The organism is Pseudidiomarina marina (assembly GCF_003987045.1).
GTDB lineage: Bacteria > Pseudomonadota > Gammaproteobacteria > Enterobacterales > Alteromonadaceae > Pseudidiomarina > Pseudidiomarina marina.
The window spans coordinates 1-26,696 of record NZ_PIPZ01000004.1 but is presented as its reverse complement, the minus strand read 5'-3'; the positions used below and the strand labels follow the sequence as shown (position 1 = coordinate 26,696).

Annotated in this window: 22 protein-coding genes and 1 other RNA gene; 14 read left to right on the top strand and 9 right to left on the bottom strand. The window is 47.1% G+C overall.

Annotation, left to right across the window (positions count from 1 at the left end; translation table 11 throughout):
• The first annotated feature begins 13 nt into the window (after positions 1–13).
• From pstA to phoU, 3 genes are all read left to right on the top strand, one after another.
• Complete coding sequence (gene pstA / locus CWI76_RS10200; protein WP_126760254.1) at positions 14–1,669, top strand: phosphate ABC transporter permease PstA; 1,656 nt, start codon at positions 14–16, stop codon at positions 1,667–1,669.
• 61 nt (positions 1,670–1,730) lie between these two features.
• On the top strand, positions 1,731–2,549 hold the full coding sequence (gene pstB, locus CWI76_RS10195) for a phosphate ABC transporter ATP-binding protein PstB (RefSeq protein WP_126760253.1): 819 nt from the start codon (positions 1,731–1,733) through the stop codon (positions 2,547–2,549).
• Positions 2,550–2,561: 12 nt separating this feature from the next.
• The gene (gene phoU / locus CWI76_RS10190; RefSeq protein ID WP_126760252.1) at positions 2,562–3,278 is read left to right on the top strand and encodes a phosphate signaling complex protein PhoU; all 717 of its coding nucleotides are present in this window, start codon (positions 2,562–2,564) and stop codon (positions 3,276–3,278) included.
• 45 nt (positions 3,279–3,323) lie between these two features.
• On the opposite strand, the gene serA is transcribed toward phoU, so the two are convergent.
• The 3 genes from serA to CWI76_RS10175 are packed head-to-tail and all read right to left on the bottom strand — an operon-like array spanning position 3,324 to position 5,875.
• Positions 3,324–4,580, bottom strand: coding sequence for a phosphoglycerate dehydrogenase (gene serA / locus CWI76_RS10185; RefSeq protein ID WP_126760251.1), 1,257 nt, complete (start codon positions 4,578–4,580; stop codon positions 3,324–3,326).
• Between the two features lie 2 nt (positions 4,581–4,582).
• Positions 4,583–5,245, bottom strand: coding sequence for a ribose-5-phosphate isomerase RpiA (gene rpiA, locus CWI76_RS10180; protein ID WP_126760250.1), 663 nt, complete (start codon positions 5,243–5,245; stop codon positions 4,583–4,585).
• Positions 5,246–5,290: 45 nt separating this feature from the next.
• Positions 5,291–5,875 (bottom strand): 5-formyltetrahydrofolate cyclo-ligase, encoded by a 585-nt coding sequence (locus CWI76_RS10175; protein WP_157980830.1) that lies wholly within the window; start codon positions 5,873–5,875, stop codon positions 5,291–5,293.
• A gap of 74 nt (positions 5,876–5,949) precedes the next feature.
• Here CWI76_RS10175 and CWI76_RS10170 point away from each other — a divergent pair, with 74 nt between their 5' ends.
• Positions 5,950–7,488 carry an amidohydrolase family protein gene (locus tag CWI76_RS10170; protein ID WP_241968014.1) on the top strand — a complete coding sequence of 513 codons (1,539 nt, stop codon included), beginning with the start codon at positions 5,950–5,952 and terminating at the stop codon, positions 7,486–7,488.
• 110 nt (positions 7,489–7,598) lie between these two features.
• On the opposite strand, the gene ssrS is transcribed toward CWI76_RS10170, so the two are convergent.
• Together ssrS and zapA are read right to left on the bottom strand one after the other, a co-directional pair.
• A non-coding RNA gene (ssrS, locus tag CWI76_RS10165) (6S RNA) lies at positions 7,599–7,783 on the bottom strand.
• Positions 7,784–7,797: 14 nt separating this feature from the next.
• Positions 7,798–8,103 (bottom strand): cell division protein ZapA, encoded by a 306-nt coding sequence (gene zapA / locus CWI76_RS10160; RefSeq protein ID WP_126760247.1) that lies wholly within the window; start codon positions 8,101–8,103, stop codon positions 7,798–7,800.
• Positions 8,104–8,241: 138 nt separating this feature from the next.
• On the opposite strand from zapA, the gene CWI76_RS10155 reads away from it, so the two are divergent.
• From CWI76_RS10155 to CWI76_RS10140, 4 genes are read left to right on the top strand one after another with little or no spacing between them, the layout of a single operon-like run.
• Positions 8,242–8,829, top strand: a complete 588-nt coding sequence (locus CWI76_RS10155; RefSeq protein ID WP_126760246.1) for a UPF0149 family protein — start codon at positions 8,242–8,244, stop codon at positions 8,827–8,829.
• Positions 8,830–8,878: 49 nt separating this feature from the next.
• Positions 8,879–10,204 carry a Xaa-Pro aminopeptidase gene (gene pepP, locus CWI76_RS10150; RefSeq protein ID WP_126760245.1) on the top strand — a complete coding sequence of 442 codons (1,326 nt, stop codon included), beginning with the start codon at positions 8,879–8,881 and terminating at the stop codon, positions 10,202–10,204.
• Positions 10,186–11,376 (top strand): 2-octaprenyl-6-methoxyphenyl hydroxylase, encoded by a 1,191-nt coding sequence (ubiH, locus tag CWI76_RS10145; protein ID WP_126760244.1) that lies wholly within the window; start codon positions 10,186–10,188, stop codon positions 11,374–11,376. The genes pepP and ubiH overlap by 19 nt, the downstream gene beginning before the upstream one ends.
• Positions 11,373–12,533: a UbiH/UbiF/VisC/COQ6 family ubiquinone biosynthesis hydroxylase gene (locus tag CWI76_RS10140; protein ID WP_126760243.1), complete on the top strand. Its 1,161-nt coding sequence runs from the start codon at positions 11,373–11,375 to the stop codon at positions 12,531–12,533. Before ubiH ends, CWI76_RS10140 begins: the two co-directional genes overlap by 4 nt.
• A gap of 14 nt (positions 12,534–12,547) precedes the next feature.
• On the opposite strand, the gene CWI76_RS10135 is transcribed toward CWI76_RS10140, so the two are convergent.
• A complete protein-coding gene (locus CWI76_RS10135; protein WP_126760242.1) occupies positions 12,548–13,405 on the bottom strand; it encodes a LysR family transcriptional regulator in 858 nt (285 codons plus the stop codon).
• Between the two features lie 184 nt (positions 13,406–13,589).
• Here CWI76_RS10135 and gcvT point away from each other — a divergent pair, with 184 nt between their 5' ends.
• From gcvT to gcvP, 3 genes are all read left to right on the top strand, one after another.
• A complete protein-coding gene (gcvT, locus tag CWI76_RS10130; protein WP_126760241.1) occupies positions 13,590–14,672 on the top strand; it encodes a glycine cleavage system aminomethyltransferase GcvT in 1,083 nt (360 codons plus the stop codon).
• Between the two features lie 39 nt (positions 14,673–14,711).
• Entirely contained in the window at positions 14,712–15,101 is a 390-nt protein-coding gene (gene gcvH / locus CWI76_RS10125; protein WP_126760240.1) for a glycine cleavage system protein GcvH, read from the top strand.
• Between the two features lie 94 nt (positions 15,102–15,195).
• On the top strand, positions 15,196–18,081 hold the full coding sequence (gcvP, locus tag CWI76_RS10120) for an aminomethyl-transferring glycine dehydrogenase (RefSeq protein ID WP_126760239.1): 2,886 nt from the start codon (positions 15,196–15,198) through the stop codon (positions 18,079–18,081).
• 124 nt (positions 18,082–18,205) lie between these two features.
• On the opposite strand, the gene CWI76_RS10115 is transcribed toward gcvP, so the two are convergent.
• The 3 genes from CWI76_RS10115 to CWI76_RS10105 all read right to left on the bottom strand — a co-directional run bounded on the left by CWI76_RS10115 (position 18,206) and on the right by CWI76_RS10105 (position 22,029).
• Positions 18,206–20,248, bottom strand: a complete 2,043-nt coding sequence (locus tag CWI76_RS10115; protein ID WP_126760238.1) for an ATP-binding protein — start codon at positions 20,246–20,248, stop codon at positions 18,206–18,208.
• Positions 20,245–21,549 carry an SIR2 family protein gene (locus CWI76_RS10110; RefSeq protein ID WP_126760237.1) on the bottom strand — a complete coding sequence of 435 codons (1,305 nt, stop codon included), beginning with the start codon at positions 21,547–21,549 and terminating at the stop codon, positions 20,245–20,247. The genes CWI76_RS10115 and CWI76_RS10110 overlap by 4 nt, the downstream gene beginning before the upstream one ends.
• A 222-nt stretch (positions 21,550–21,771) precedes the next feature.
• Positions 21,772–22,029 carry a hypothetical protein gene (locus tag CWI76_RS10105; RefSeq protein ID WP_126760236.1) on the bottom strand — a complete coding sequence of 86 codons (258 nt, stop codon included), beginning with the start codon at positions 22,027–22,029 and terminating at the stop codon, positions 21,772–21,774.
• Between the two features lie 568 nt (positions 22,030–22,597).
• Between CWI76_RS10105 and CWI76_RS10100 the strand changes: the two genes are divergently transcribed.
• From CWI76_RS10100 to CWI76_RS10085, 3 genes are all read left to right on the top strand, one after another.
• On the top strand, positions 22,598–23,545 hold the full coding sequence (locus CWI76_RS10100; protein ID WP_198678610.1) for an AbiTii domain-containing protein: 948 nt from the start codon (positions 22,598–22,600) through the stop codon (positions 23,543–23,545).
• A 796-nt stretch (positions 23,546–24,341) separates the two neighbouring features.
• Positions 24,342–25,469, top strand: coding sequence for a hypothetical protein (locus CWI76_RS10090; RefSeq protein WP_126760233.1), 1,128 nt, complete (start codon positions 24,342–24,344; stop codon positions 25,467–25,469).
• A gap of 55 nt (positions 25,470–25,524) precedes the next feature.
• Positions 25,525–26,678 (top strand): IS3 family transposase gene (locus tag CWI76_RS10085; protein WP_126760232.1). Its coding sequence is split into 2 segments (ribosomal slippage): positions 25,525–25,774 and positions 25,774–26,678, totalling 1,155 coding nucleotides; the frame shifts between segments, so codons are not numbered across the junction.
• Positions 26,679–26,696 lie beyond the last annotated feature (18 nt).

The following is a 26,696-nucleotide window of genomic DNA, read 5'->3' as shown; positions in this document are numbered from 1 at the left end:
CGTGAGGATGTCCATGAATAAATGGTTTAAAACAGGAAAACCGTATATTTGGCTTACCGCGGGCGCAGTCAGTGTCAGCCTTATTGCTGTGCTCGGCTTACTTGCGCTGATTGCTTGGCGGGGCTTGTCATTTTTCTGGCCAGCAGCCATTCACGAAGTTGAAGTGCGTGCCAATGACGGTAGCACCCAAGTAATTATCGGCGAAGTATACGATCGTGAAGAAATTCCAATTGAGCGGTTACAAGAATCTGGCGTTCAGCTGGATGGGTTTGAAGGAATCACGCTTGAGCGTCAACTGTTCAAGGTTGGTAACCGTGAATTTGTACCGCTTGATTTCATGTGGGTGATGGAGCCGCAAATTATTCGCGATGAAACACCAAAAGACCTCGCGGTTATTGAGCGTGCAAAAGATGGCAATTTCTACGGTTATGTCGTTGACGTGCTGGAGAACGGTGAGTCGGTGGCGAACTCTGATAATATCCGTGACGTATTGTTTGAGCGTATTGAGCGCGCTGTTGAACTCAATGAAAAAGCGGCCGACCTTCAGCAGGGCGAGATTGGTGCAATTAACTACGAATTGAACCAGTTACGTCTTGAAAGCCGAGCGCTGGATCTCGAAGGGAAATTAACCGAAGCCGAGCAACAACGCATCGCCAATGAAGAACAGGCGCTTCGTGACGCTTATCAAGAGCTTGAAAAAGAGCTGTTTGAATACCGTGATGCAGCGAACCGTGACAGTGTGGTGATGCGCGATATGCGCGGTATGGAAGTGACTTTACCGATGTATCGCGTGCTCGATGCGACGTTCCCGAATGATATGGGGGTGTTCAGTAAAATCGGTCACTTCTTTGTGCAAATTGGTAAGTTTGTCACCGAAGACCCGCGCGAAGCTAACACCGAAGGTGGGGTATTCCCAGCTATTTTCGGTACCGTATTTATGGTGCTGTTGATGTCGGTGATTGTGACGCCATTTGGGGTTATCGCGGCGGTCTATTTGCACGAATACGCGGGTAAGAATGCCGTCACGCGCTTGATTCGTATCGCGGTGATTAACCTCGCCGGCGTACCATCAATTGTTTATGGTGTATTTGGTTTAGGCTTCTTTGTGTACATGGTTGGTGGGTCGTTAGACCAAATCTTCTATCCAGAAGCGCTACCAAGCCCAACCTTTGGTACCCCAGGCGTCATGTGGTCAGCGATTACTTTGGCGATTTTGACGCTACCGGTAGTCATTGTATCTACCGAAGAAGGCCTGTCACGCATTCCTAGCACGCTTCGCGAAGGTAGTTTAGCGTTAGGTGCAACAAAAGCGGAAACCTTGTGGCGAATTATCTTACCGATGGCATCGCCAGCTATTATGACTGGTCTCATTCTCGCGGTTGCTCGTGCGGCAGGTGAGGTAGCGCCATTGATGTTGGTTGGTGTAGTGAAGTCGGCGCCGATGTTACCGGTTGATGGTAACTTCCCGTACTTCCACTTAGACCGTAAGTTCATGCACTTAGGTTTCCATATTTATGATGTGGGCTTCCAAAGTCCAAACGTTGAGGCAGCGCGTCCATTAGTTTACGCCACCTCATTCTTATTGGTTACCGTCATTGTCGGGTTGAATTTAACGGCTATTGGCGTGCGTAACCATTTACGTGAAAAGTATCGTTCGCTTGAACACTAATTGTGACAGCACAGATTAGTATTGAAGCGTTTATAAATTTTAGGGCAGAAGGTTAACTACTATGATTTCGGTAACTCCGAATGCTAGCAATGTCGAGACTTTAGACTTAGCAAATTTGACGCCTGAGCAAACCGCGTTAGAAATTCGCAATTTGAATTTGCACTACGGCGAAGCTCAAGCGCTGTATGATATTTCGATGAACATTCCGAAAAACCGCGTAACGGCGTTTATCGGACCATCAGGTTGTGGTAAATCAACGTTATTGCGCTGTATTAATCGCATGAATGACCTTGTTGAAATTTGCCGCGTGAACGGTGAAATCTTGTTGCATGACAAGAACATCTACGACAAAAATGTCGATGCCGCTGAGTTGCGTCGTCGCGTTGGTATGGTATTCCAGCGTCCAAACCCGTTCCCGAAATCAATTTATGAGAACGTGGTGTACGGTATGCGCTTACAAGGCGTCAATGATCGTCGTACGCTTGATGAAGTAGTTGAGCGCTCGCTCAAAGGTGCGGCGTTGTGGGATGAAGTCAAAGATCGTCTCAACGAATCAGCCTTTGGCCTATCAGGCGGTCAGCAGCAACGTTTGGTGATTGCGCGTGCCATTGCTATCGAGCCAGAAGTATTATTGTTGGATGAGCCAACCTCAGCATTGGACCCAATTTCGACACTAACCATTGAAGAGCTCATTACCGAGCTAAAAGAAAAGTATACGGTGGTTATCGTAACGCACAACATGCAACAGGCGGCGCGGGTGTCTGATCAAACGGCGTTTATGTACATGGGTAAACTGATTGAGTATGCCGATACCAACACATTGTTTACCACACCGGCACAGAAGCAAACGGAAGACTACATTACCGGACGTTACGGTTAATAGGAGCAGGCAATGGATAAGATGAATATGAGCCGGCATATTTCCGGTAAATTTAACGAAGAGCTCGAAGCGGTGCGTAACCAAGTACTCAATATGGGTGGGTTGGTTGAGCAACAGCTGCGTGATTCATTGCATGCCATCGAGAAATCTGATCATGAAATGGCAGAGCAAATTCTTCAACGCGATTACAAAATTAACGCACTTGAAGTACAAATTGATGAAGCGTGTGTGCAGATCATTGCGAAACGTCAGCCAGCGGCGAGCGACTTGCGTTTGATTATCGCAATCTTCAAAACTATTTCCGATCTTGAGCGTATCGGTGATGAAGCAGAACGTATTGCGCGAGTTGCACTCGAAAGCTTCAACAACGATCAACAACAGTTCTTGGTAAGCCTTGAGAATCTTGGCCAGCAAGTTCTAGCAATGTTACACGGTGTTTTGGATGCGTTTGCACGTATGGATCTTGACTCGGCGTTCGAAGTGCACCAAATGGATGCGCAAGCAGACCGTCAGTATGAAGCACTCACTCGCCAGTTGATGACCTACATGATGGAAGACCCACGCGGTATTCCAAAGGTGATGAACGTCTTGTGGTCAGCACGTTCATTGGAGCGTATCGGTGACCGCTGTCAGAACATTGCCGAGTACATTATTTTCTTTGTGAAAGGAAAAGATGTACGCCACGTTTCACCAGAATCGATGGAACAAACGGTGAAAGGCCAGAAATAAGGCTCACCACGAAAGACAAAAGCCGATGCCAATGCATCGGCTTTTTTAATACAACACGCGGGCTTTAATGGTGCCGTCGATATTGCGCATTGCCTGAAGCAAATCATCAGCTATGGTACTTTTCGGTGGGGTTTCAATATCAATCACCACGTAACCCACTTTGCTGTCGGTTTGCAGGTATTGGCCAGAGACGTTGATGTTTTGCTCAGCCAACAATTGGTTAATGCGCGTCAGCATACCTGGACGGTTTTCGTGGATATGTAGCAAGCGACGTGAACCTTCATGCGCCGGCAATGCAACCTCTGGGAAATTCACCGCAGACAGGGTTGAGCCGTTATCAGAGTAGCGCACCAGTTTACCGGCCACTTCAATACCGATGTTTTCTTGGGCTTCTTCCGTTGAGCCACCAATGTGAGGCGTTAAAATACAGCTGTCGATACCACGTAGCGGCGACTCAAATTGCTCGTCATTGCCTTTCGGTTCAACTGGGAACACGTCAATGGCAGCACCAGCCAAATGCTCTGACTTAAGGGCATCAGCCAGTGCATTGATTTTCACAACCGTACCGCGCGAGGCATTAATTAGTACCGAGCCGGGCTTCATTTTTGCTAGCTGTTCAGCGCCAATCATCCATTGTGTTTGCGGCGTTTCAGGCACGTGCAACGTCACCACGTCAGCTTGTTTCAATAAATCATCAAGACGCTTCACTTGTAGTGCATTACCCAGCGACAGCTTGGTTTCAATGTCGTAGTAACGCACTTGCATGCCAAGTTGTTCGGCAAGAATACTCAATTGGCTACCAATATGACCGTAGCCGATAATGCCGAGTACTTTACCGCGCGCTTCGAACGAGCCTTTTGCCGCTTTATCCCAACCACCTCGGTGCGCGGCCGCATTCTTCTGCGGAATACGACGCAACAACATAATAATTTCAGCCAGCACCAGTTCGGCAACACTGCGCGTATTTGAAAACGGCGCATTAAAAACCACCACGCCGTTATCGCGTGCCGATTCAAGATCCACTTGATTAGTGCCAATACAAAAACAGCCGACAGCGGCCAGTTTATCGGCGGCAGCGAATACTTTCGGAGTTAACTGCGTGCGTGAGCGAATACCTAAAAAATGAACGTCTTTGATAGCTTCGCAGAGCTCATCTTCGTTCAGCGAGGTTTTCAGCGCCTTAATATTGGTGTACCCATGTTGTTTAAGTACTTCAATCGCGCTGTCGTGCACACCTTCAAGTAACAATATTTGGATGCGTTCTTTTGCAAGCGATACTTGCGGTGATGCCGAGGTGTTCATAGCTACTCCATGAATTGCAGGCCGTCAGGGCTTGCGATGATTGCGATATTGGCGCCACGTTTGGCAAAGAGGCCATTCGTGACCACACCGACAATACTATTCAATTGTTGCTCAAGTTGAACAGGGTCTAAGATATCAAAGTTGTGAATATCGAGAATGATATTGCCGTTGTCCGTCACAAACCCTTGGCGCCAAACGGGGTCGCCGCCTAGCTTCACAATTTCACGAGCCACATAAGAGCGAGCCATTGGAATCACTTCGACTGGAATTGGGAACGAACCGAGGCGACCGACGACTTTGCTTTGATCGGCAATGCAAACAAACTTATCGGCAACAGCGGCGATAATTTTTTCTCGCGTTAATGCGCCGCCACCACCTTTCACCATACGCAAGTGTTCATCAATTTCGTCGGCACCATCAACGTAGACTGGTAAATCAGCCACGTTATTTAGTTCAACCACGTCAATGCCATGCGCTTTCAAGCGTGCAGTGGATGCTTCAGAACTTGATACAGCCGCTTCAATGTCGTGCTTCATGGTAGCGAGTGCGTCGATAAAGAAATTCACCGTAGATCCGGTGCCGACACCCACTATGGTATTAGGCTCGATGAACTTTAGGGCGGCTTCAGCGGCTTGCTTTTTTAGCTGGTCTTGCGAGGTAGTCATGGCGGTATCCATAGTCAGTTGTCTATGGCCGATTAGTATACAGTTTTAGCCCCGGAAATCCCACACTTTCGAGGGGGTAATGACCAATTCGAGTGGCACATCCCAAGGTTGCACAGGTAATTCGTTCACGTACTGGCAATCCAGCGCTAAACCAATGGGTAGAAGACTTATTTTACCTTCTCGCCAAGCACTGAGGGTACGGTCATAAAACCCGCCGCCCATCCCCATGCGGTTGCCATGTGCATCAAAGCCAACTAATGGCACCAGCAGTATATTGATATGCGTCAACGGCGTGACGTGACGCACATCTAACTCAGGCTCAGGAATACCGAATCGATTATGCGTCCACTTTGTGGTTTGGTTTAACTGCATATACAACAAATGCCCAGCGCGAGCAGGATGAAGAATCGGTAACGAGAGCTGATGGCCCTGTGCCATCAAACGCTCATTGATAGTATGGGTGGGCAGCTCAGCTTTCACACTAAAGTAACTGCCAATGTGGCAAGGCTGTTGTAGCTCGGGCAACTGTAGTAAGTGGTCACCGACTTGCAACGCCGCATCATCGCGGGCTACGCTAGATAGACTGGCGCGTGCGTCGAGTAGTTGTCGGCGTAATTGCTGTTGAGCCACGGCACTGATATCCTTGCGAAAACGCATAATTAAAATAATAGTGAGTGCTTATCATGATACGCCAATTTCTTTGCATGTTAACCCTTTCAGTCGCTTTCAGCGCGACGGTGCAAGCCGCACCACCTAAAGCACCCGAGCGCGGAGAGCAAGGTGCTGGACCATACGATCGACTGATTATTCGTGGTGCCACGTTGATAAACGGCGAAGGGGCGCCAGCGCAAGGCCCAGTCGATATCGTGATTGAAGATGATCGTATTGTAAACGTGGTGAGCGTCGGCTACCCAGGTGTGCCAATTAAAGACGAAGGTCGCCCAATTGCGGGGCCGAATGACCAAGAGCTTAATGCGCATGGCAAGTATGTGTTGCCTGGCTTTATCGATATGCACGGTCATATTGGTGGCTCAGCCGAAGGCATTCCAGCGGAATATGTACTCAAACTTTGGTTAGCCCACGGTATTACCACCGTGCGTGAACCAGGTAGCTTCAACGGCCTCGATTGGACTAAGTGGCATCAACAACAAGCCGAGAAAAATGCCATTGTTTCGCCTCGGATTGTTCCATTTGCCGGCTTCGGCATGGGGGCGGAAGAGCCGATTTTTAATGGTGAACAAGCGCGTGATTGGGTGCGTAAAATCAAACGCCAAGGCGCGTCTGGCATCAAATTTTTCGGCGCAACGCCAAAAGTCATGGCGGCAGCCTTAGACGAGGCCAATAAACAAAACCTCGGCACCATGATGCACCACGCCCAATTGAATGTGGTACGCACCAGTGTGATCGATTCGGCGCGCCTCGGTCTTGGTAGCATGGAACACTGGTATGGTTTACCAGAAGCGTTATTTACCGGTCAGCGTATTCAGAATTATCCAGCGGATTATAACTACAACAACGAGCAGGATCGTTTCCGTGAAGCAGGGCGCTTATGGGCGCAAGCGGCAGAACCTGGTTCTGAGCAGTGGAATAAAGTGCGAGATGAACTCATTGCACGCGATTTCACCATCAACCCAACCCTCACTATTTATGAAGCAAGCCGTGACCTAATGCGTGAGCGTCGCGCGATTTGGCACGAAGAATACACCCTGCCGCAGCTGTGGGATTTCTTCACGCCAAGCCGTTATGCACACGGTTCATACTGGTTTGACTGGACTACCGACGAAGAAGTCGCATGGCGCAAAAACTACCAGCTGTGGATGACCTTTTTGAACGATTTTAAAAACCATGGCGGCCGTGTAACGACAGGTTCTGACGCAGGCTATATCTACAAAATCTACGGCTTCGGTTTCATTCGCGAACTCGAGCTGCTGCGCGAAGCGGGCTTTAACGCCCTTGAAGTAATTCAATCGGCCACCTTAAACGGCGCCGAAGCACTTGGCCTTGAAGATGAAATTGGCAGCGTGGTACCGGGCAAGAAAGCCGACCTCATCATCGTCGACGAGAACCCATTAGCGAATTTCAAAGTCTTGTACGGTACGGGTCATTACAAGTTGGATGAAAATAATCAGCCGATTCGCACGAAGGGTATTCGTTACACGATTAAAGATGGCATTATTTACGACGCTCAACAACTCCTCGCCGACGTCCGTGAAATGGTGAAAAGCGAAAAGCAAAAGCGTTAATCGTTACTAGTTATTCGTTATTCGAAAAAGACAAAACAATCTTGTACGAATAACGAATAACGAATAACGAATAACGAATAACGAATAACGAATAACGGTTTTCGAAAGGGGGACTACCCAGAATGCCGCTGCTGTGCCTTAGCCCTTGAACCCACTGGTTCAAGGCGGGGCGCAATTGAAACGGCCGCAGGCTTCTCGATACTAGTCGAGCTTGCTCAATAGCCGCCCAGTGAGCCCCTTTACTGCTAGCATCGGCTCAGGGACATCGGCGTGCTGGCGCACATCCCAGGCAGTCATAATGTGAGTATTTTAACGTCCGGGGCGCTGTTCCGCCATGACTTGTTCAAGAGTTTCTTGCAGGAGTTTTAATTTTTCTTCGAGATCAGCGATGCGCTGTTGCTGACGCTTTTCCTCTTGCGCAAATTCATGACACAAATTTAACCCAGCCATTACTGCAATTTGCTCAGGATTCGACAACTTGGTGTTGGTACGAATCGTTTCCAGCTTATTATTCAAGCGATCAGCAGCCTGCTGCAAAGCAACCTCTTGCCCCGGTGGGCAATTCACTTTGTAGTGACGTTCCATCAATCTTATGTCCATGGCGCGTTGACTCATGCCGCTTCCTCTGTGCTTGTACTATTCTTATGCTTGGAATTAGCCATATTATGGCACGTCCTACGGGGGTTTGTCAGCTAGCCTGAATAGCTTTGCAATGGTAGGATGTGCGTAAAGAACGATAAGAGTACAACGATTATGTCAGAAATTGGTAGCAGCCAAGCTAACCCATTAAGTTACGACCGTTTAACCGAGTTTTTCGAGCAAAACGGAATTTTATCGAATGCCGCCGAAGTGCACGGTATTTTAACCGGCATGATCGCAGGTGGCGCTAGTGTTGAGGGTGACGATTGGCTATTGCTGCTTAGCGATCTCATTCACGAAGGCCAGTCGTTTAAACCAGCCGTACGCGAGCGCGTTATCGAAATGGCAGCTGATATCTGTGCCAGTATGCGTGACCCCGATTTAGGTTTTAATTTGTTGCTACCAAGTGATCATGAATCACTGTTTGAGCGTTTATCGAGCATGATTAGCTGTGTTCAATCGTTTTTAGTCGGTTTTGGCGTGAACCAGACGAACCTGAGCGGACTGTCAGAAGACGTTCGCGAAGTGATTGATGACATGGTTGAAATTGCCAAGCTCGATTTCGCCGTAGATGAAGACGAAGAAGCCGAGCGCGCATACTTTGAGGTAGTCGAGTATCTGCGTATTTCAGCTATGTTATGTTTCAACGAACTGGGGCAGAAGGCTGGCGCTGGTTGTGCAACCAACAAAATTCTGCATTAGTACCTTTTAAGTGCATAAGTAACACATCCATTCGACGTTGTAGGTTCACATGTCTCAGAGCATTACTATTGAAGAATATCAGAAGCGGCGAGCGCGTCTTTTGGCTCGTTTGAAAAAGGCTTCGGCGCACGCCATTGCGGTGATTCCCAGTGCGCAACTGCAAACGCGGAGTCGTGATACTGAATTTCCCTTTCGCCAAGACAGCGATTTCTTCTACTTAACTGGCTTTAATGAACCGAATGCCGTATTAGTGCTTGCGCCGCACGCCGATGCGCCAGTGCAATTGTATTGTCAACCGATCAGCCCGCACGAAGAAGTGTGGCATGGGCGTCGCTTGGGCGTCGACAAAGCCGCTGAAACATTGGGTATTGATTTTGCCGCAAGCATTGACGATGTTGATGACCATTTGTATGCGTTACTTGATGGCACTGAGAAAGTTTATTTCGCGCATGACAAACACGATTTAGCAGCGCAGTTGTACAGCATTGCTGATGAATTGCGTGCGTCACCGAAGCAGGGGCATCAAGCGCCGCAAGCGTGGGTGGATATCAACCCATGGCTGGCGGAAATGCGCATTATTAAAAGCCCAGCTGAGCTTGAGTTAATGCGGGAGGCCGCTCGAATTAGCGTGCTAGCTCACAAACGTGCCATGTTGTTTGCCAAGCCCGGCAAGTTTGAATACCAAGTTGCCGCAGAAATTCATCACGAATTTGCCATGCACGGCGCAATATCGCCTGCCTACGGCACCATTTGCGGTGGTGGCGAAAACGCCTGTATTTTGCACTACACCGAGAATCAATCAGAACTGCGCGATGGTGATCTATTGTTGATTGATGCTGGCGCTGAATACCAAGGTTTTGCCGGCGACATCACGCGAACTTTCCCCGTGAACGGGCGTTTTACCGAGACCCAGAAAGAACTCTACAATGTGGTGCTAGCAGCACAGCAGGCCGCTTTGGCGACATTAAAACCGGGTAGCAATTTACCGACCGCGATGAAGGCGGCGGGAAAAACGTTAACCGAAGGGTTGCATGCGCTGGGAATTTTAAAAGGCAGCCTGAAGAAACTCATTGATGACGAGGCATTTCGTCCGTTTATGATTCATGGCTTAGGGCATTGGCTTGGCCTAGATGTGCACGATGTGGGCACCTACACCCAAGAAGGTAAAAAACGGAAGTTTGAGCCGGGCATGGTGCTAACCATTGAGCCAGGAATCTACATTCCGAAAGGCATGCCAAACGTGGATGAAAAATGGCATGGCATTGGTATTCGCATTGAAGATGATGTGATTATTACCGAAAACGGCCACGAAAATATGACCAGCGCAGTTCCGAAAACTGTCGCAGAGATTGAACAATGGATGACGGCAAAATAAGCACAGAAAAATACCCAGTGGTTATCGCCGGCGGCGGCCTAGTTGGTGCGCTGACGGCGCTGCTGTTGGCTCGCGGTCGCCAAGACTGGCGCATTGCTGTGCTGGAACCGCAACAACAAGGGCCCGCACAAGACAAACGAACCATTGCCTTAGCCGCCGCGACTGTCGCGTTGTTAGAACAAATTGGCGTGTGGCAGCATGTGGCTGACCAGGCCAGTCCGATCGATCATATTCATGTCAGCGACCGTGGCCATCTCGGCATGACCCGTTTGCATGCGGCGCAACACGGCGTTGCCGCAATGGGCCAAGTCATCGCCGCCGCGGCATTAAACCGCGCATTGTACGAAGCCTGTTTGCAAGAAACCAATATCGAATGGCTGGGCGGAGCATGGTTTGAGCGTGCGGAGCGCGAACGTGATTCAATTACCGTGCACTATAAGCAGCATGACACTAAAGCGGAGCTTACGGCACAACTTCTCATCGGGGCCGATGGTCAGCGCTCGCAAGTGCGAGACGACACCGGCATAGCCATGCAACACACCGATTACCAGCAAGTAGGCATTATTGCGACGTTAACGTTGTCGGAAGATCTTGATGGCTGGGCTTATGAGCGCTTCACTGACACCGGCCCGATTGCGTTATTGCCATTGCCAGCGCAACAAGCGTCGTTAGTGTGGAGCTTAAGCCCAGAGCATGCAGCGCAGGCCATGCACTTATCTGACGCCGAGTTCTTAACTGCATGCCAGCAGGCATTTGGATATCGCGCAGGGCGTTTTGTGGCGGTTCGTGACCGTGTTCAGTATCCGCTGCAACTGCATTTGGCTGATTCCAATATCAGTCATCGTAGCGTGATTATTGGCAACGCCTCGCATACCTTGCACCCCATTGCCGGCCAAGGCTTTAACCTCGGTGTACGTGATGCGATTGAATTAAGTGAGCAATTACTAACAGCACAAGACCCTGGGCAATATCGTTGGCTAAGTATCTATAATGAACGCCGTCAGCAAGATTACCGGCGAATTATTGGGTTAACCGATAGCTTAGTGCGTGGTTTCTCGAATCAACATGTGCCGCTTGTGGTGGGCCGAAATCTCGCCTTGTTTGGACTAGATAATCTGCCGCCATTGCGACACGTCTTCGCGCGTCAAACCATGGGATTTCGAAACGCATGAGTACACCGTTTAAAGCACAAACAATCGTGGTTGTCGGTGGTGGCATGATAGGCCTCAGCGTCGCGTTAGGCTTGCGCCTGCAGGGGCATCGCGTGTATCTCATTGAGCGCAGTGGGCGTCCTGAATACACCGAGTCGCCAGAGTTACGCGTAAGTGCCTTAGCGCATCACAGCCGTGCCTTGTTACGTGAATTAGGCGTGTGGCAACGTCTGCCACAGCAGCGTCTTGGGCCTTATACCGGTATGCAGGTGTGGGACCACGATAGCTTTGGTCACATCGAGTTTTCAGCAGCAGAAGCCGGTGCAGACGATCTCGGCGCGATTGTTGAAAACAAGGTGCTTGAGCAAACCTTGTGGGATGTCGCTACCGAGCAGGGCGTACAGATTATTGCCGACGATGAAGTGGTCGAGCATACCACCAACGCCTTACAAGTGACCGTCAAGCTACGCTCAAACCAGCAACTGCAAGCAGATTACCTGATTGCCGCCGATGGGAATCGTTCACCGACGCGCGAACGCGCGAAGTTACCGCTTAGCTTCTGGGATTATGAGCAAACTGGCATTGTGGCAGTAATCAAAACCGAGAAGCCGCATGATGGCATTGCGCGCCAAGTGTTTCTGCCAACCGGGCCGATTGCATGGTTACCACTGAACGATACGCACTTGGTATCGCTAGTGTGGTCAGCCGATGAGGACAAAGCGCAGCACCTGCAAGCGCTTGATGACCAAACCTTTATCAATCAGCTACAAGCAGCAAGCGATCAGTGTTTAGGCAAGTTGGAATTAGCATCTGCGCGAGCAGGCTTCCCACTACGCATGCAATACGCACAGCGTTGGCTAGATGACCGCTTAATCTTAATCGGTGACGCCGCACACAGTATTCATCCGTTAGCCGGGCAGGGCGCTAACTTAGGTTTTGGCGATGTAGTTGATTTGCTACCGGTGTTTGCTAGCAACGCGAATCACCGCGAATTGCGCGCATGGGAACGCAAGCGCAAAGCGGCAGCCGTCACAATGATTTCTGCTATGGAAGCTTTTAAACGCGGTTTTGGTACCGCGAATCCGTTGGCAAAACTGGTACGTGGCATTGGTTTCAAAGCAGCCAACAGCATTCAGCCATTGAAACGCCAACTAATTAAAGCGGCGCTTGGCGAATAACCCGGGGAATACGCTTAAATACGTTCTTGAATAAATTGGGCTAACTGCCGAGCCGCCTGATTGGTTGTATCGGCTTGCCACATGGCAACGCTCACTTCGCCAAGTTCCGGCAATGTGATAGGGCCAATGCGCTGCTGGCGCGACAAGTTATCGGGCACCGTACTTTGCGCTAATACCGTTAAGCCAAGACCACTCTCAATTGCCGCCGTTAAACCGGAAAAGTCCGCATTGGTATAGCTGATACGCGCAGGAATATTCGCCTGACGCAACGCACCAAGCGCACGGCGTCGATAAATACAGCCTTCTGGCGCCACCACCAACGATAAATCGTCTTGCTGTGTGTTAAGATCAGCACCGGCGCCAACCCAAACCAATGGTTCTTGTTTGAGTATCACTAAACCTGGACGAGTAATGCGTTTATCCGGCTCTTTTAAGGCAATCACTAAATCAAAATGCGCTTGCTCGTCTTTTAACAAGTCTTTGCTGAGCGCTGATGTTACCGACAACGACACGTTTGGGTAGGCATGAGCGAACTGGCCTAATACCTGCGGCAATAATTTACTGGCAAATTCACTGGGAATACCCAGTCGCACCTGACCTGATACCGCAGGTTCGGTGAAGCGGGCGATAATTTGATCATTGAGGCTCAACAACGTGCGCGCTTGTTCAAGCAATTCAGTGCCGCTGGGCGTTAGATGAATACGCCCGCCGCTACGCGTGAGTAAAGAGGTTTCAAGCAGCTCTTCAAGCCGCCGCAATTGCAGGCTAATCGCGGGCTGCGAACGGTTCAGTTGCTGCGCTGCCGCGGTATAACTTTGTAGCTCATAGATGCTAACGAAAGCACGTAATGCCTCAAGCGGAAGGTGTTGCATCACAAGTTCCTGTAACGAGCCGAATTCATAATTAAACTTAATACATTATAAATCCGTATTTAATATTTTTATAAATGTATAAGTAATATTCATTTGTTGCAAGGCGCTTTGAGTTCTATAATTCGCGGTAATTTTTTGAATGCGGCAAACTCGCATCTCGACAACAAAAAAGGACAACTAGGTCATGGCAAATCGCACTCCTTTGTATGACGCGCACGTTAAAGCTGGCGCGAAAATGGTGGACTTCCACGGCTGGGATATGCCGCTGAACTACGGCTCGCAAATTGAAGAGCATCATGCTGTACGTAACGATTCAGGCGTATTCGATGTGTCGCACATGACTATTGTTGACGTTGCCGGCATTGATGCAAAACCATTCTTACGTTACCTATTAGCTAACGACGTGGCCAAATTAACTGTTCCAGGCAAAGCGCTTTACAGCGGCATGCTGAACGAACAGGGCGGCGTGATTGACGACCTGATTGTCTATTTCTTCACCGATGAATCGTATCGCTTGGTGGTGAACTCAGCGACACGTGAGCGCGATATGGAATGGATTCACGGTGTGGCGAGCGATTTCAAAGTCACCATTACTGAGCAACCAAGCCTCGGCATGCTCGCTCTACAAGGCCCGAAAGCTGAAGAGAAACTCAAACTGGTATTAGGCGACGACGCGTTCGCACCAGTTGCTGGCATGAAACCTTTTATGTCTGAGCAAGTGGGCGATTACTTCATCGCGACCACCGGCTACACCGGCGAAAAAGGCTATGAAATTGTCGTACCTGGTGACAAAGTCGAGCAGCTTTGGGATGACCTATTAAACGTTGGCGTGCAGCCATGTGGTTTAGGCGCACGTGATACCTTGCGCTTAGAAGCGGGCATGAACCTGTACGGCCAAGATATGGACGAATCCGTATCGCCTTTAGAAGCCAATATGGGTTGGAGCGTGGCGTTTGAGCCAGCCGATCGCAAATTCATCGGTCGCGAAGCACTCGAACAGCAAAAAGCAGCAGGCCATGCCAAATTAGTTGGCTTGGTGATGAAAGACAAAGGCGTATTGCGTCATGGTCAAAAAGTGATTGTTGACGGCGGTGAAGGCGAAATTACCTCAGGTACTTTCTCGCCAACGCTTGGTTTCTCAATTGCTATGGCACGCGTACCAGCTTCTGTGGGTGAAACAGCAGAGGTGGAAATTCGCAAGAAATTAGTTACAGTAAGCGTGGTCAAACCAAGCTTCGTGCGTCAGGGCAAATCAGTACTTGCCTAAGCCATCATTTTTTAAGAATTGAATTACGAGGAACAGAACATGAGCAATATTCCAAAGGAACTTAAGTACGCATCAACGCATGAGTGGGTGCGCAACGAAGGTGACGGCATTTTCACAGTAGGTATCACTGAGCACGCACAAGATTTGCTTGGCGACATGGTGTTCGTTGAATTGCCAGAAGTTGGCGCCAACGTAGCCGCTGGTGACGACGTTGCCGTAGCAGAATCAGTCAAAGCCGCTTCTGACATTTATGCACCAATTGCTGGTGAAATTGTTGAAGTGAACGAAGACTTAGAAGATGCGCCAGAAACTGTAAACAATGACCCATTTGGTGACGGCTGGTTGTTCAAAATTAAAGCCGAAGACCCAAGTGAAGTTGAAAGCTTGCTTGATGCCGAAGGTTATCAAGCAGTTATCGACGAAGAATAACAGCTCGTTTTGTTGCCAAGCCCCGGTCTCTTGCACCGGGGTTTTGTGTTTCAAATGTCTTGTATCCACCCGGAAGCTAGGGGACCTGAAGTAAATGACGACTACTACGCTGAAGCAGTTAGAAAATCACGGTGAATTCATTGCCCGCCACATTGGCCCAAGTGCTGATGAAACCAAGGCGATGTTGGCTGAGTTGGGTGTTAGCTCACTCGAAGAGCTTACGCGTGACACCGTTCCTGGCGCGATTCGTCGCGACCCATTTTTGTCTGTTGGCGAACCAATGAACGAGCGTGAAGCGCTTGCTAAACTCAAAGGTATCGCGAGCAAGAACAAAGTGTACAAGTCATTTATCGGTATGGGTTACTACGACACCCTAGTACCGAACGTTATTTTGCGTAACGTACTTGAGAACCCAGGTTGGTACACTGCGTACACGCCGTACCAGCCAGAAATTGCTCAGGGTCGCTTAGAAGCCATTTTGAACTTCCAACAAATGACCATGGATTTGACAGGCCTTGAACTGGCGAGCGCGTCATTGCTTGACGAAGCAACCGCAGCGGCCGAAGCCATGGCCATGTCGAAGCGTGTCAGCAAGAGCAAATCGAACACCTACTACGTTGCTGACAACGTGTTCCCACAAACTATCGACGTGGTGAAAACCCGCGCCGAGCAGTTTGGTTTCGACGTAATTGTTGGGCCAGCGCGTGAAGCCGATAACCACGACGTATTCGGTGCGTTGTTGCAATACCCAGACCGCAATGGTGAAATTCACAACATCGAGAAGCTGATTGCTGATATTCAAGCGAACAAAGGTATTGTTGCCGTTGCCGCAGATATCATGAGCCTGGTGTTGTTGAAATCGCCAGGCGAAATGGGCGCTGACATGGTGCTGGGTTCAGCACAACGTTTCGGCGTACCAATGGGTTATGGCGGCCCGCACGCCGCATTCTTTGCAACCCGTGACAAATACAAGCGTTCACTGCCAGGTCGTATCATTGGTGTTTCCAAAGACACCCGTGACAACCAAGCATTGCGTATGGCAATGCAAACTCGTGAACAGCACATCCGTCGTGAGAAAGCGAACTCGAACATCTGTACTGCGCAGGTATTGCTTGCCAACATGGCATCGTTCTACGCGGTATACCACGGCCCACAAGGCCTGAAAACCATCGCATCACGCATTAACCGTTTGACTGACATTGTCGCGCTTGGCTTGAAAGAGAAAGGCGTGAAAGTATTGAACAGCCATTGGTTCGATACCTTAACTTTCAAACTTGAAGGCGATACCTCTGACGTATTAGCGCGAGCTGATAAAGCAGAAATTAACTTGCGCGTTGACGGCAACGGCCAGTTCGGCGTGAGCTTAGATGAAGCGAAAACTCGCCAAGACGTTGACGCCTTGTTCGCCGCGTTATTCGGTGCTGATCACGGTTTAGAAATTGATGTACTAGATTCACGTGTCGCTTCAGGTGAAGTTGAATCAATTCCAGCGGCACTTCGCCGTGAGAGCGCGATTCTGGAACACCCAGTATTCAACAGCTATCACTCTGAAACCGAAATGCTGCGTTACATCAAGCAGCTTGAAAACAAAGACTTGTCGTTGAACCACAGCATGATCTCGTTGGGCTCATGTACCATGAAACTCAACGCCACCGCTGAAATGATCCCCGTCACTTGGCCGGAATTCGGTCAGTTGCATCCGTTCTGCCCAGCAGACCAAGCGCAAGGGTACGCTGAGCTACTCAGCACCTTGTCAGAGTGGTTAGTGGATATTACTGGCTACGACGTGATGTCGATGCAACCAAACTCTGGTGCACAAGGCGAATACGCCGGCTTGTTAGCGATTCAGAAATATCACCAAAGCCGTGGCGATGCGCATCGCAACATCTGCTTGATTCCAAGCTCAGCGCACGGTACCAACCCAGCTTCAGCGCAAATGATGAGCATGAACGTGGTAGTGGTTGACTGTGACAAGAACGGTAACGTTGATTTGGCTGACTTGAAAGCGAAAGCTGCTGAAGCAGGCGACAACTTGTCATGCATCATGGTGACTTACCCGTCAACGCACGGCGTATACGAAGAAGGCATTAAAGATATCTGTGACATTGTGCACGCGCACGGTGGTCAGGTTTACCTTGATGGTGCCAACATGAACGCGCAAGTGGGCGTGACCTCACCAGGTTACATTGGTGCCGATGTATCGCACTTAAACTTGCACAAAACCTTCTGTATTCCGCACGGCGGTGGTGGTCCTGGTATGGGCCCAATTGGTGTGAAGAAACACTTAGCACCATTCTTACCGAACCACAGTGTGGTGAAAATTGCCGACACCGATGCTGAAAACGGCGCGGTATCTGCAGCACCATTTGGTAGCGCGAGCATTTTACCAATTTCGTGGATGTACATTGTGATGATGGGTTCACGCGGCCTGCGCGAAGCAACGGAAGTGGCGATTATGAACGCCAACTACATTGCGAAGCACTTGAGCAAGCACTACCCAATTCTGTACAAAGGCCGTAACGACCGTGTTGCGCACGAATGTATTATCGATTTACGCCCATTAAAAGACGCTTGTGGCGTGACTGAAATGGACGTGGCAAAACGCTTGCAAGACTACGGCTTCCACAGCCCAACCATGAGCTTCCCAGTAGCGGGTACGTTAATGGTTGAGCCAACCGAGTCTGAATCGAAAGCTGAGCTAGACCGCTTCATTGAAGCCATGATCAGCATTCGTGAAGAAGCGAAACGCGTTGAAGCCGGCGAGTGGCCAGAAGACAACAACCCACTGCACAACGCACCACACACGTTAGCAGACATTGTTGATGCCAACTGGGACCGCCCATACAGCCGTGAACTTGCTGCATACCCTGTGGCCGCCGTTAAGGTGAACAAGTTCTGGCCAAGCGTGAACCGCATTGACGACGTGTACGGCGACCGGAATCTGATGTGTAGTTGCCCGGCGGTTGATACTTATCGTTAAGATTGGTTTGGATGATGTTCCCATGAAATAAGTCGTTTACTGGGAATAAAAAGACGATTACCGTCAATAAGTCGTTTAAAAGTGAAGCCCACCTCGTGTGGGCTTTTTACTTTCCGATGTTGAATTAAGAATCCCAATCATCATCAACGTGCTGCCAGTCGTTAGCAATTCCTGACCAGTCGATAGATCGATCTTTTAGGCGAGACCAAACGTCCCAATAATCAGGGTCATCAGAATGAGGCCGTTGGTGTTTATCTAAATCATTCATTTTGACTACTATTGGTAGTTCAGATGCCCAGCCAAGAAGAATTGCTTGTTGCGAGGGCAGAGATGGTAGTTCTCTTAAGAGGCCCCGTAAGTTATCCGGTACTAATCGATGTACCAATTCCTGATCTCGGTCATTACTTATTCTATGTAAAAGGAAGCTATTGCATTGAGATAATACTGTTGGCGATAACTCAGAGGGGCGCTGAGATGACAAAACCAATCCAAGTCCAAACTTTCTACCTTCACGGGCTACTTTTTCGAAGACCTGACAGCAAATGGTCGCTGCATTTTGATTTTCTGTATCTTCCTTATATCTTTTTACAAACGTATGTGCCTCTTCCATCACCAGAACCGTCGGCAGTGTTTCATTATTTACTTTACGGTATCTTTGAAGGGCTTCAAATGTCATTCTAGCGATTACAGCGGTAATTATGTGCGTAATATCAGTTGGAACCAACGAGAGGTCTATTACTGTTACACATCCATTTTGTGCGTTATCTTCACCGATATAAGTATTAAGCCAATCCGCAAGCGATATGCTCTCGTTATTCCCAATAATTTCGCTCATACGAGTATCTGCAAGCATGGTTCTTATGCGGGTCAACAAAAATTCTACGAATTGTTCATTTCCAGTTTCTTGTGCAAGGGACTCCAGATAAGAAACGAAAACATCACCATCAAAAATACAGGGGGTATCTTCACTCTTGGGAAGCAAATCTTTTTCAGAACCACCAAATTCATTAAATGCAGTCGTTATAGAGTCGATTAGTTGATTAACTTCATTTAAGTCGGATTCGTATGTCGGATGTCGACCTGATCTCGCTTGTTGATAATTATCAAGTGCAGTTAGTAAATCATCCAGCCGAGTATCTGTCCCTTCCAATAAGCTTTTTAGCGATTCTACACTTGTTGTCCATTTACAAATTTTTTCATAGAAACCTTTGGGCTTAGGAAACGAACCCCAAGGGGCTCCAGTTGACCGTTCATGTTTAGAACTAATCAATATTGTGCTTAAGAACTTCCGCACCGAAATATCGATTTCTTCAGACAATTCGAACTGTTCATTTCTCATAGCCCGAAGTGCCCTTCTCAATAGTGGCGCTTGTGCTTTAGGACTAGCTTGTGTGAATGAAATCCACTCGGCGCTATTCCAAAACCAGAGCGGCACTTGTAAAGGGGTTACTTCATCTCCAACCTTAAATACTCGCGCCTGATCGCCAAAAGCCTTTGAGTATTCTCCGTTGGGGTCGAGTACTATAAATCTTGCATTAGGCTTCTCATTATCTTGTTCAACTTTCGCTTTTGCTGACTCAAGTGACCATTGTATAAGGCCAGCAACAGAACAAGATTTACCACTTCCAGTGTTACCTAAAACAGCTAAATGCCGTCCGAACAGGCGGTCTGGGTCGATACATACATCAGCGTTCGCTGCAATTGGGCTCGTGCCAATTTTTACTCGCCTATTATCGCCAGATTCTACGATGGCTCTCAACTGAGAATCTGTAGGTATTAAAACGGGTTCACCAACGCTTGGAAAAGCTTGAACCCCTCGTCTAAATTTAAAATTGTTTCCATCAAACTTTAGTATCCCTAGCGGACTGACTTTCATTTTTCTTAATGGAAAAGGTAAATCTATTAACCCGTAATCCTGAAAGCCTTTGCGCTTTGGGAATGGTGACTTCTCGACAGCTATCCATTCCACTTGAGACACGATAAACCCTGACTCGGTTGCAATGAGTACATAACTGTTAACTCTGGGAAAGGCCCGAGGTGTCCCAGCGTTAGCGGCGATACCGTCTGGAGCGTCCAAATCGAGCCCAACTTTTATTTCATCGGGAGAGACAAATTCAACTGATCCGATACGCAGTGATGTTGAGTGTTCTATCGGTGAAATGCTCATGCTTTGTCCTCATTCTCAATATGTTTACTATCGGACTGAGCTAAGCCTCGAGACTTGAGCAAGTCGGCCATTTTTATAGTGGTTCTGTCTATGGCAGGCTTTGGGAGGTAATTGTCAACGAGAATTTGAAGATCACCGAAATGTTTGCCTATTAAGAGAGAAATCTGTGCGGGGCGTTTCGCCTGAGCATAGAAGTTCTGAACTCTGCCGCTATCGTCATCGTAGCTAATTATCACTAAATGAGTGGATGGAATTGACAGCATATCCACTAGTACGCGATTTATGTGCTCATCTCCGAAGCTGTAACCGTATACGACTAAGGTTGAATTGGCTCGACAGGCAGATGCCGCAAGGTCTCTAAACATTTCTACGTAGGGGTATTCTGAAGTTTCTCTATCCTTTGAAGAATTGGGGTAGACCATTAAATTGATTTGATCATCGCTAGCATATTGGGTTATGTCAGATGCTCCGTAGGGTAGTGCAAACCTTTTTATTACGTTGTCTTTCGCTGCCCAATCTAACGAACCGTGAAGCTTTGTGAAATGCACTATGCCTTCGAGATATCTTGGTTCACCTCTGATGCCCGGAGGATTGTAGTGCATGTCGACTTCAACCCGAGATGACCTAAATACTGGGTTTATTGTGCCAACAAACCTGTCTATTAGTCTGACTCCAGCAAGTTCAGCGCCATATTCTATCAGACGGTCATAATTTGTCGTGAATAGGTTCAATCGCTCTCTGGTCGCAGATCGACTTGAAAAGCTCACTAAAAAGTTCATTAGATACTCAGCCGCAACTTCAGATTTTGCCGCATTAATAACATTGTGCTCGCTGCGAAGTACGTTATTTGCAAACGCTACTAATCCGTGCGCAACTTCATATTTTAGTTTTTGAAGCTCCTTTCGAATCTTGCCAGATCCATAAACATCGGTGGTGACATAGATTTCCAACCCCCGAATCAGCTCGTTACATACCCTGATTTGGTCTTCAATGTTGGCATTTCCTCTTCCCGCACGTTTCGCACTTTCGATGGTGGCTTTATCTATTTGGTCGCTAAAAGCTGACAAAGGCATTCTCTCCATCCCTGCATTAGCATAGCCTTTGGCCAAAGAATGCAATGCTGCAGGTAGGCCTGCCCCGACCAATAAGCCTAAATGTTCGCTTTGAAATAAGGCTGTTAACCAAGGTTCTACTTCAGATCTTAATATTTCTGATTCGGGTTCATCAATTATTACAGGCGATCGCTGATCTCGAACTTTATAAACGTGTTTTTCTTTCCAGCTTACCTCTTGTTGTGTCATTATCCTTATCTCCTGTCCTTAATTTTGCTCGGTAGTGTCGAATGAAAAAGTGCTGATAGTTCGATTGTTCAGTGGTGCTTAATAATTTTATAGCCTAGTTCTATTGGCGACTTTCAGTTTTGCGATTACTTCTTATTCTTTCAGCAGAAGTTTAGTCATATTTGCTTCAAAGGATACTGTCAGCCAAAAACGTCCATAACACTGAAAAGAAATCCCATGATCTTAGCCACTAAAGCAGCTGATGAAACCAACATAGCTATCTTGGCCGATTGCACTTGATCTATATGATAAATAACTAAAGTAGATATTGGCATTTAACTGCCAATGGCAAGAAATATTATCGGTTTGGTAATTATTGATCATTGTATATCTTGCAAGGCTGCCATCGTCTTCTGGGGCGTGGCAGATATCACGCATGATTCGAACCAATGGATGTCGATTCATTCCATTAAGTTCATCGTTTTTAGTTGCTGACTGCACGCTGAATTTTTCATACTTTGAAACTATGTATTATAAGACGTATTCAACCACTCTCATTACATCCGAGTGTTTCTTGCTTGACATTTAACCAATCCTTAGTATCGACATATGTAAGTGTTACTTTTGCTATTCATTTTTGCACAAGAGCCGAGATCTATATAAAAAAATCTTTTGATAGCCTGCCATAAAGGCGGTTTAAACGGAAATGAATAAACTTAAAAAATGTATATACCCAACGGGTAAGATATTTGTCAGTTGCTGCACGGATGCTGACGGAGATGATTTCAGTCGTTTTAACTTGACCGCCTTTGGTCAGGCTTATCCGAACTGCCAGAAAGTTAGCAGTCAAATTACTGCATTCGACGTGAAGTGCTTTGGGATAAAAATGATTGTGGCAAACAAACGTTAATGCAAAAGCTGATTGAATCCATAAGCCAATATCAGTTCGACAATCCAGAGATTGGGTGTAACTTACCTAAAAGCGCCTTGTTCTTGCTTTGCACGGTAAAGTCTTTTAGTGTCGATTAAGAGATAGAAGCGTTAGTGTATGAGCACTTAGGAGATATTAGTGTCCCAAAGCAGATCCGAACATATTCTAGAGTTAGCCAAAGAATTGCTCGATGATATTGAACTAAGCAGATTATCCGCTGAGGCACTTTTGCTAAAAGCATCACGCTTAGCTCGGTGGGTGGGTTCAGAAGAAGTACAGCGTTGGATCAGTTTTGAGATGAGTGGTTATAACGGCTCAGATGCTACATCCTTAAAATTTATGGGCAAAACGGGACGCTGGACCAAGAAAGATGAAAAGAAAGGTTACTGGGGTCCATTGGCTCAACATGAAGCCGCAATTGAAGCTGAGAATATTAAGTTACGCTCAATGACTACACCAAATACGGGTGGTGATGCTGGCTTAGCTGTGATGCGGATGCATCAACAACAACTGGCAGCTACTACCAATTATATTGCAATCCTCAGTGGTATTAGGAGTAGAGTATTTTCGTTGCTCCATAGTTTTGTAACTGATGTTTACTACGAGAAAGAGTTCGACAGTTTAAGCGAATCAATTTTTGAAAGATATAAGAGCGATATTGATACATTATTAGCAGCACATGCTGGCGAAATCCTTAAACAAATTCCGTCCGTTATGTCCCGACTTTCAGAAGACGACCCAGAGTCTATTAGCCAAGCATTAACAACGGTTCGCCGGATAATTGAATCATTCGCTGACTCAATATTTCCTCCAACGGATGACACTATTAAAATAGGTGATAATGAAGTCTCACTAGGGCCTAACAGACACCAAAACCGGATAAATGCTTTTGTTCACCAAAGAGTAGAGAGCAAATCAAGAAAAGCTAAGATCCGTCAAAACCTCTCCAATCTATATGATCGGGTATCAACCGGGGTTCATAGAGACGTTACTGCTGAAGAAGCTCGGTCTCTCTTTCTTAATACATATTTATTTTTGGGTGAAGTGCTTCATATCGGAGAGGTACAAAATGCTGAGCAAGATTGAGTTGTTGAATTTCCTTTCTCTAGGCTTTAACCGTCGGTTTTAAGCATCTCAAGCTATGTATATAACTAACAGAAAAACAGTGAAAGACTGGCAAAAAATACGTGAATCTATAATTGGTTCAACTGACGAGATTGAATGGAGAAAAGCGTTTAACGACTTTTTCTGGGGGCGAGTTCAGTCTCGATACCTCGAACCCATACAAAGCCTAAGAAATGACGACAGTTATCATGGCTATGGCTTTACTATAATGACTTTATTATGTTCTCTCATTGAGTTCTTAGACTCTTGTTACGAAGGTAAGACATATCGCCAGTGCAACACAAATGAGCTAAAAAAGCACGAGTACAACAGAAGCAAGCAATGCTTCATTGATTTCCTAACCAAACGAGAACCATTCTCCAAGAAGTTTTCAGAAGTTGAAGCAATGGATTTCTACTCGTCAGTGAGGTGTGGTCTGCTTCACGAAGCGTCAACAAAAAATGGGTGGCGTATATGGGGAAAGTCTAATTCAGGAGTGGATATTGTGTGCATGGAAACCAAAACTGTGTATCGGGATGACTTTGAGGATGCCATAAAAAAATATATTAAAGAATACGGAGATAAGCTTGCTAGTAATAGAACTCTGCAAGAAGCGTTTATTAGAAAGTTCGACGCTTTGTGTGAGTGAACAGCGTAGCGCGGTATTCAGCGGTAACGACCATATTTAATGTGCTTAATACCGCGTACTAACGGTGGATTGGGATAGTAGGTGCGCATCCCACTCGAATGTCAGATTGTTAAGGAATGCTAATAACCGATGAAATTTCGAAACCTAAGAAAATGGACCGCCCCAGATCAAAGCAAAGAGTTGCTCTACTTCGCACAGCTGTTAGAAGAAATGCTATTTGATTATTCTTTGGATACATACAAGCCATCGGCATTGAATACGAGCCTTCTTTGCAGAGAGGCCTTGGAGGTAATTGAAGACATAGAGAACGGAGTGATAAAAAAGCCGAATCTAGATCATGTCCTTGAAGAGCTAACGAGTAACTTGAAGAGTGATGAAGTAGCTCAATCTTTAATGTTGCTCGATGTCCCGACGGTGCTCGCAAGTCTTCAGAACAAAACCAAATCACTGGCAGAGCATCGTGTGGTTTTGGAGCTGCTTTGGTCCCAGATTGAAATGCCATCCTATCGTAGGAGAAATGAAGATCTACTCATAGCTGCCATCAAGGAAAGACGTGATATCAATGCGATCAGAGCTCTTGCTAGAACCTATATCACAACACTCAAGAATTTCGGTTTTAGCTCTAACTGGCTACACAACACTACTTTGAATTTCTTCTATTTTGGCAAAAATAGAATATCTGGAAACGCTGCAATTAGCGAATACATCGAAGCGTTAAATACTGAGCGGCGAGAGTATCTGGCAATTTTTAGAGCTTCAGGACTGTTTCGAACAATTGCTGAATCTTGTAAAAAGCTCCATATCGAGGTTTCAAACAACCCAGAGGACCATAAAGAAAAAATCGCAGCTAAGAATTTCGTTCTTGAAGACGATGAGACATACGTTGTCATAAAAAAGCTGAGCGAGAAAGAACCTCATTCAGCCCGCGAATCGGCGGATGCACGGATGGAAGTGATTAAAACACTTTTAACTCTTTTCCATCACAAGGAGCATCCAAGCTGGTCAGATGAATGCTTACTGATAGACTTGGAGAGCAACGAAATCAAGATTGTTGGCAAGCCAATAAATCCTATGCATAAATGTATTGATCTGCGCGCCCAAAAAGCTTCAAAAAGACTGAACAGTTTTATTTCAGAATTTTCAATGGATCATCACTCTTTTCCAAAATTTATTCGAAGCTCTGAATTGCATTCGCTAGCACTTAGTAGCGAGTCAGAAGAGAATCAGATGATAAATCTATGGATTGGTAAGGCCTGAGATTTCCCGACACCTTTTATGGTAAAAATGTAACTATGACCATAAGAGGTAAATCATGGGTAAAGGTATCCGATATTCGGACGAGTTTAAACAAGAAGCCGTGAATCAAGTCGCAGTGCATGGCTACAGTGTCAATGATGTTGCTGAACGGCTCGGTATAAGCACTAAAACGCTGTATGGATGGCTTAAAAAGTTTTCAAAGCCAACAAAAGCGCGTGAAGAAGAGCAAGACTTACGAGCTGAAAATGCACGGCTAAAACGTGAGCTGAAACGTGTTGAACAAGAAAGGAACCTGTTAAAGGAAGCCGCGGTGTTCTTTGCCGGCGAGTCAAAGAACGGTACCGGTTCATAAAATCTCGTAGTTCACGTTATCCCGTGAGAGTTTTGTGCCGAACGTTAGACGTTCACCCCAGTGGCTATTATGACTGGCTTAAATCGCCAGTCAGCAAGCGAGAGCGTGAAGACCAACAACTCGCGCAAAAAATTAAGCAGTTTTGGATAGAGAGCGGTGGTTTTCATGGCTACCGCAATATCTATATGGACTTTCGTGATGCAAACCAATATTGCGGCCGTGATCGGATCTTACGCTTAATGCAAAAAGAAGGCATTCGCGCGCAGCGAGGTTACAACACGCCCCGAGGCTACTACGGCGGTAAGACCGATATTGTTGCCGATAACGCGTTAAATCGCGAATTTAACGTCGAGCACCCTAATCAATGGTGGGTGACCGACATCACTTACATTAAAACGCATGAAGGCTTTCTTTTTCTGGCGGTCGTCATGGACTTATTTGCACGTAATATCGTTGGTTGGTCGATGAGCGACCGAATGACCGAAGACTTGGCTATGCAAGCCATTACAGCCGCTTATTGGCGACGAAAGCCACAGCAGCAAGTCAGTTTGCACTCCGACCAGGGCTCTCAATATTCCAGTCGGCAGTTCAGAAAGTTACTCGATGCATACAATATTAAAGCCAGTATGAGTCGACGTGGTAACTGTCATGATAATGCGGTTGCTGAAAGCTTCTTCAGCAATTTAAAGAAGGAAAAAATACGCCGTCGTATTTATCCAAACCGGGCTGAAGCCAAGCAGGCAGTGTTTCATTATATTGAGATGGTTTACAATCCAACTCGACGCCATACAAAAAATGACAGAGTGTCGCCAAACAACTTTGAGCGTGAATATTTTAAACGGGTAGAAGGTGTCTAGAAAAATCAGGCCTTACCA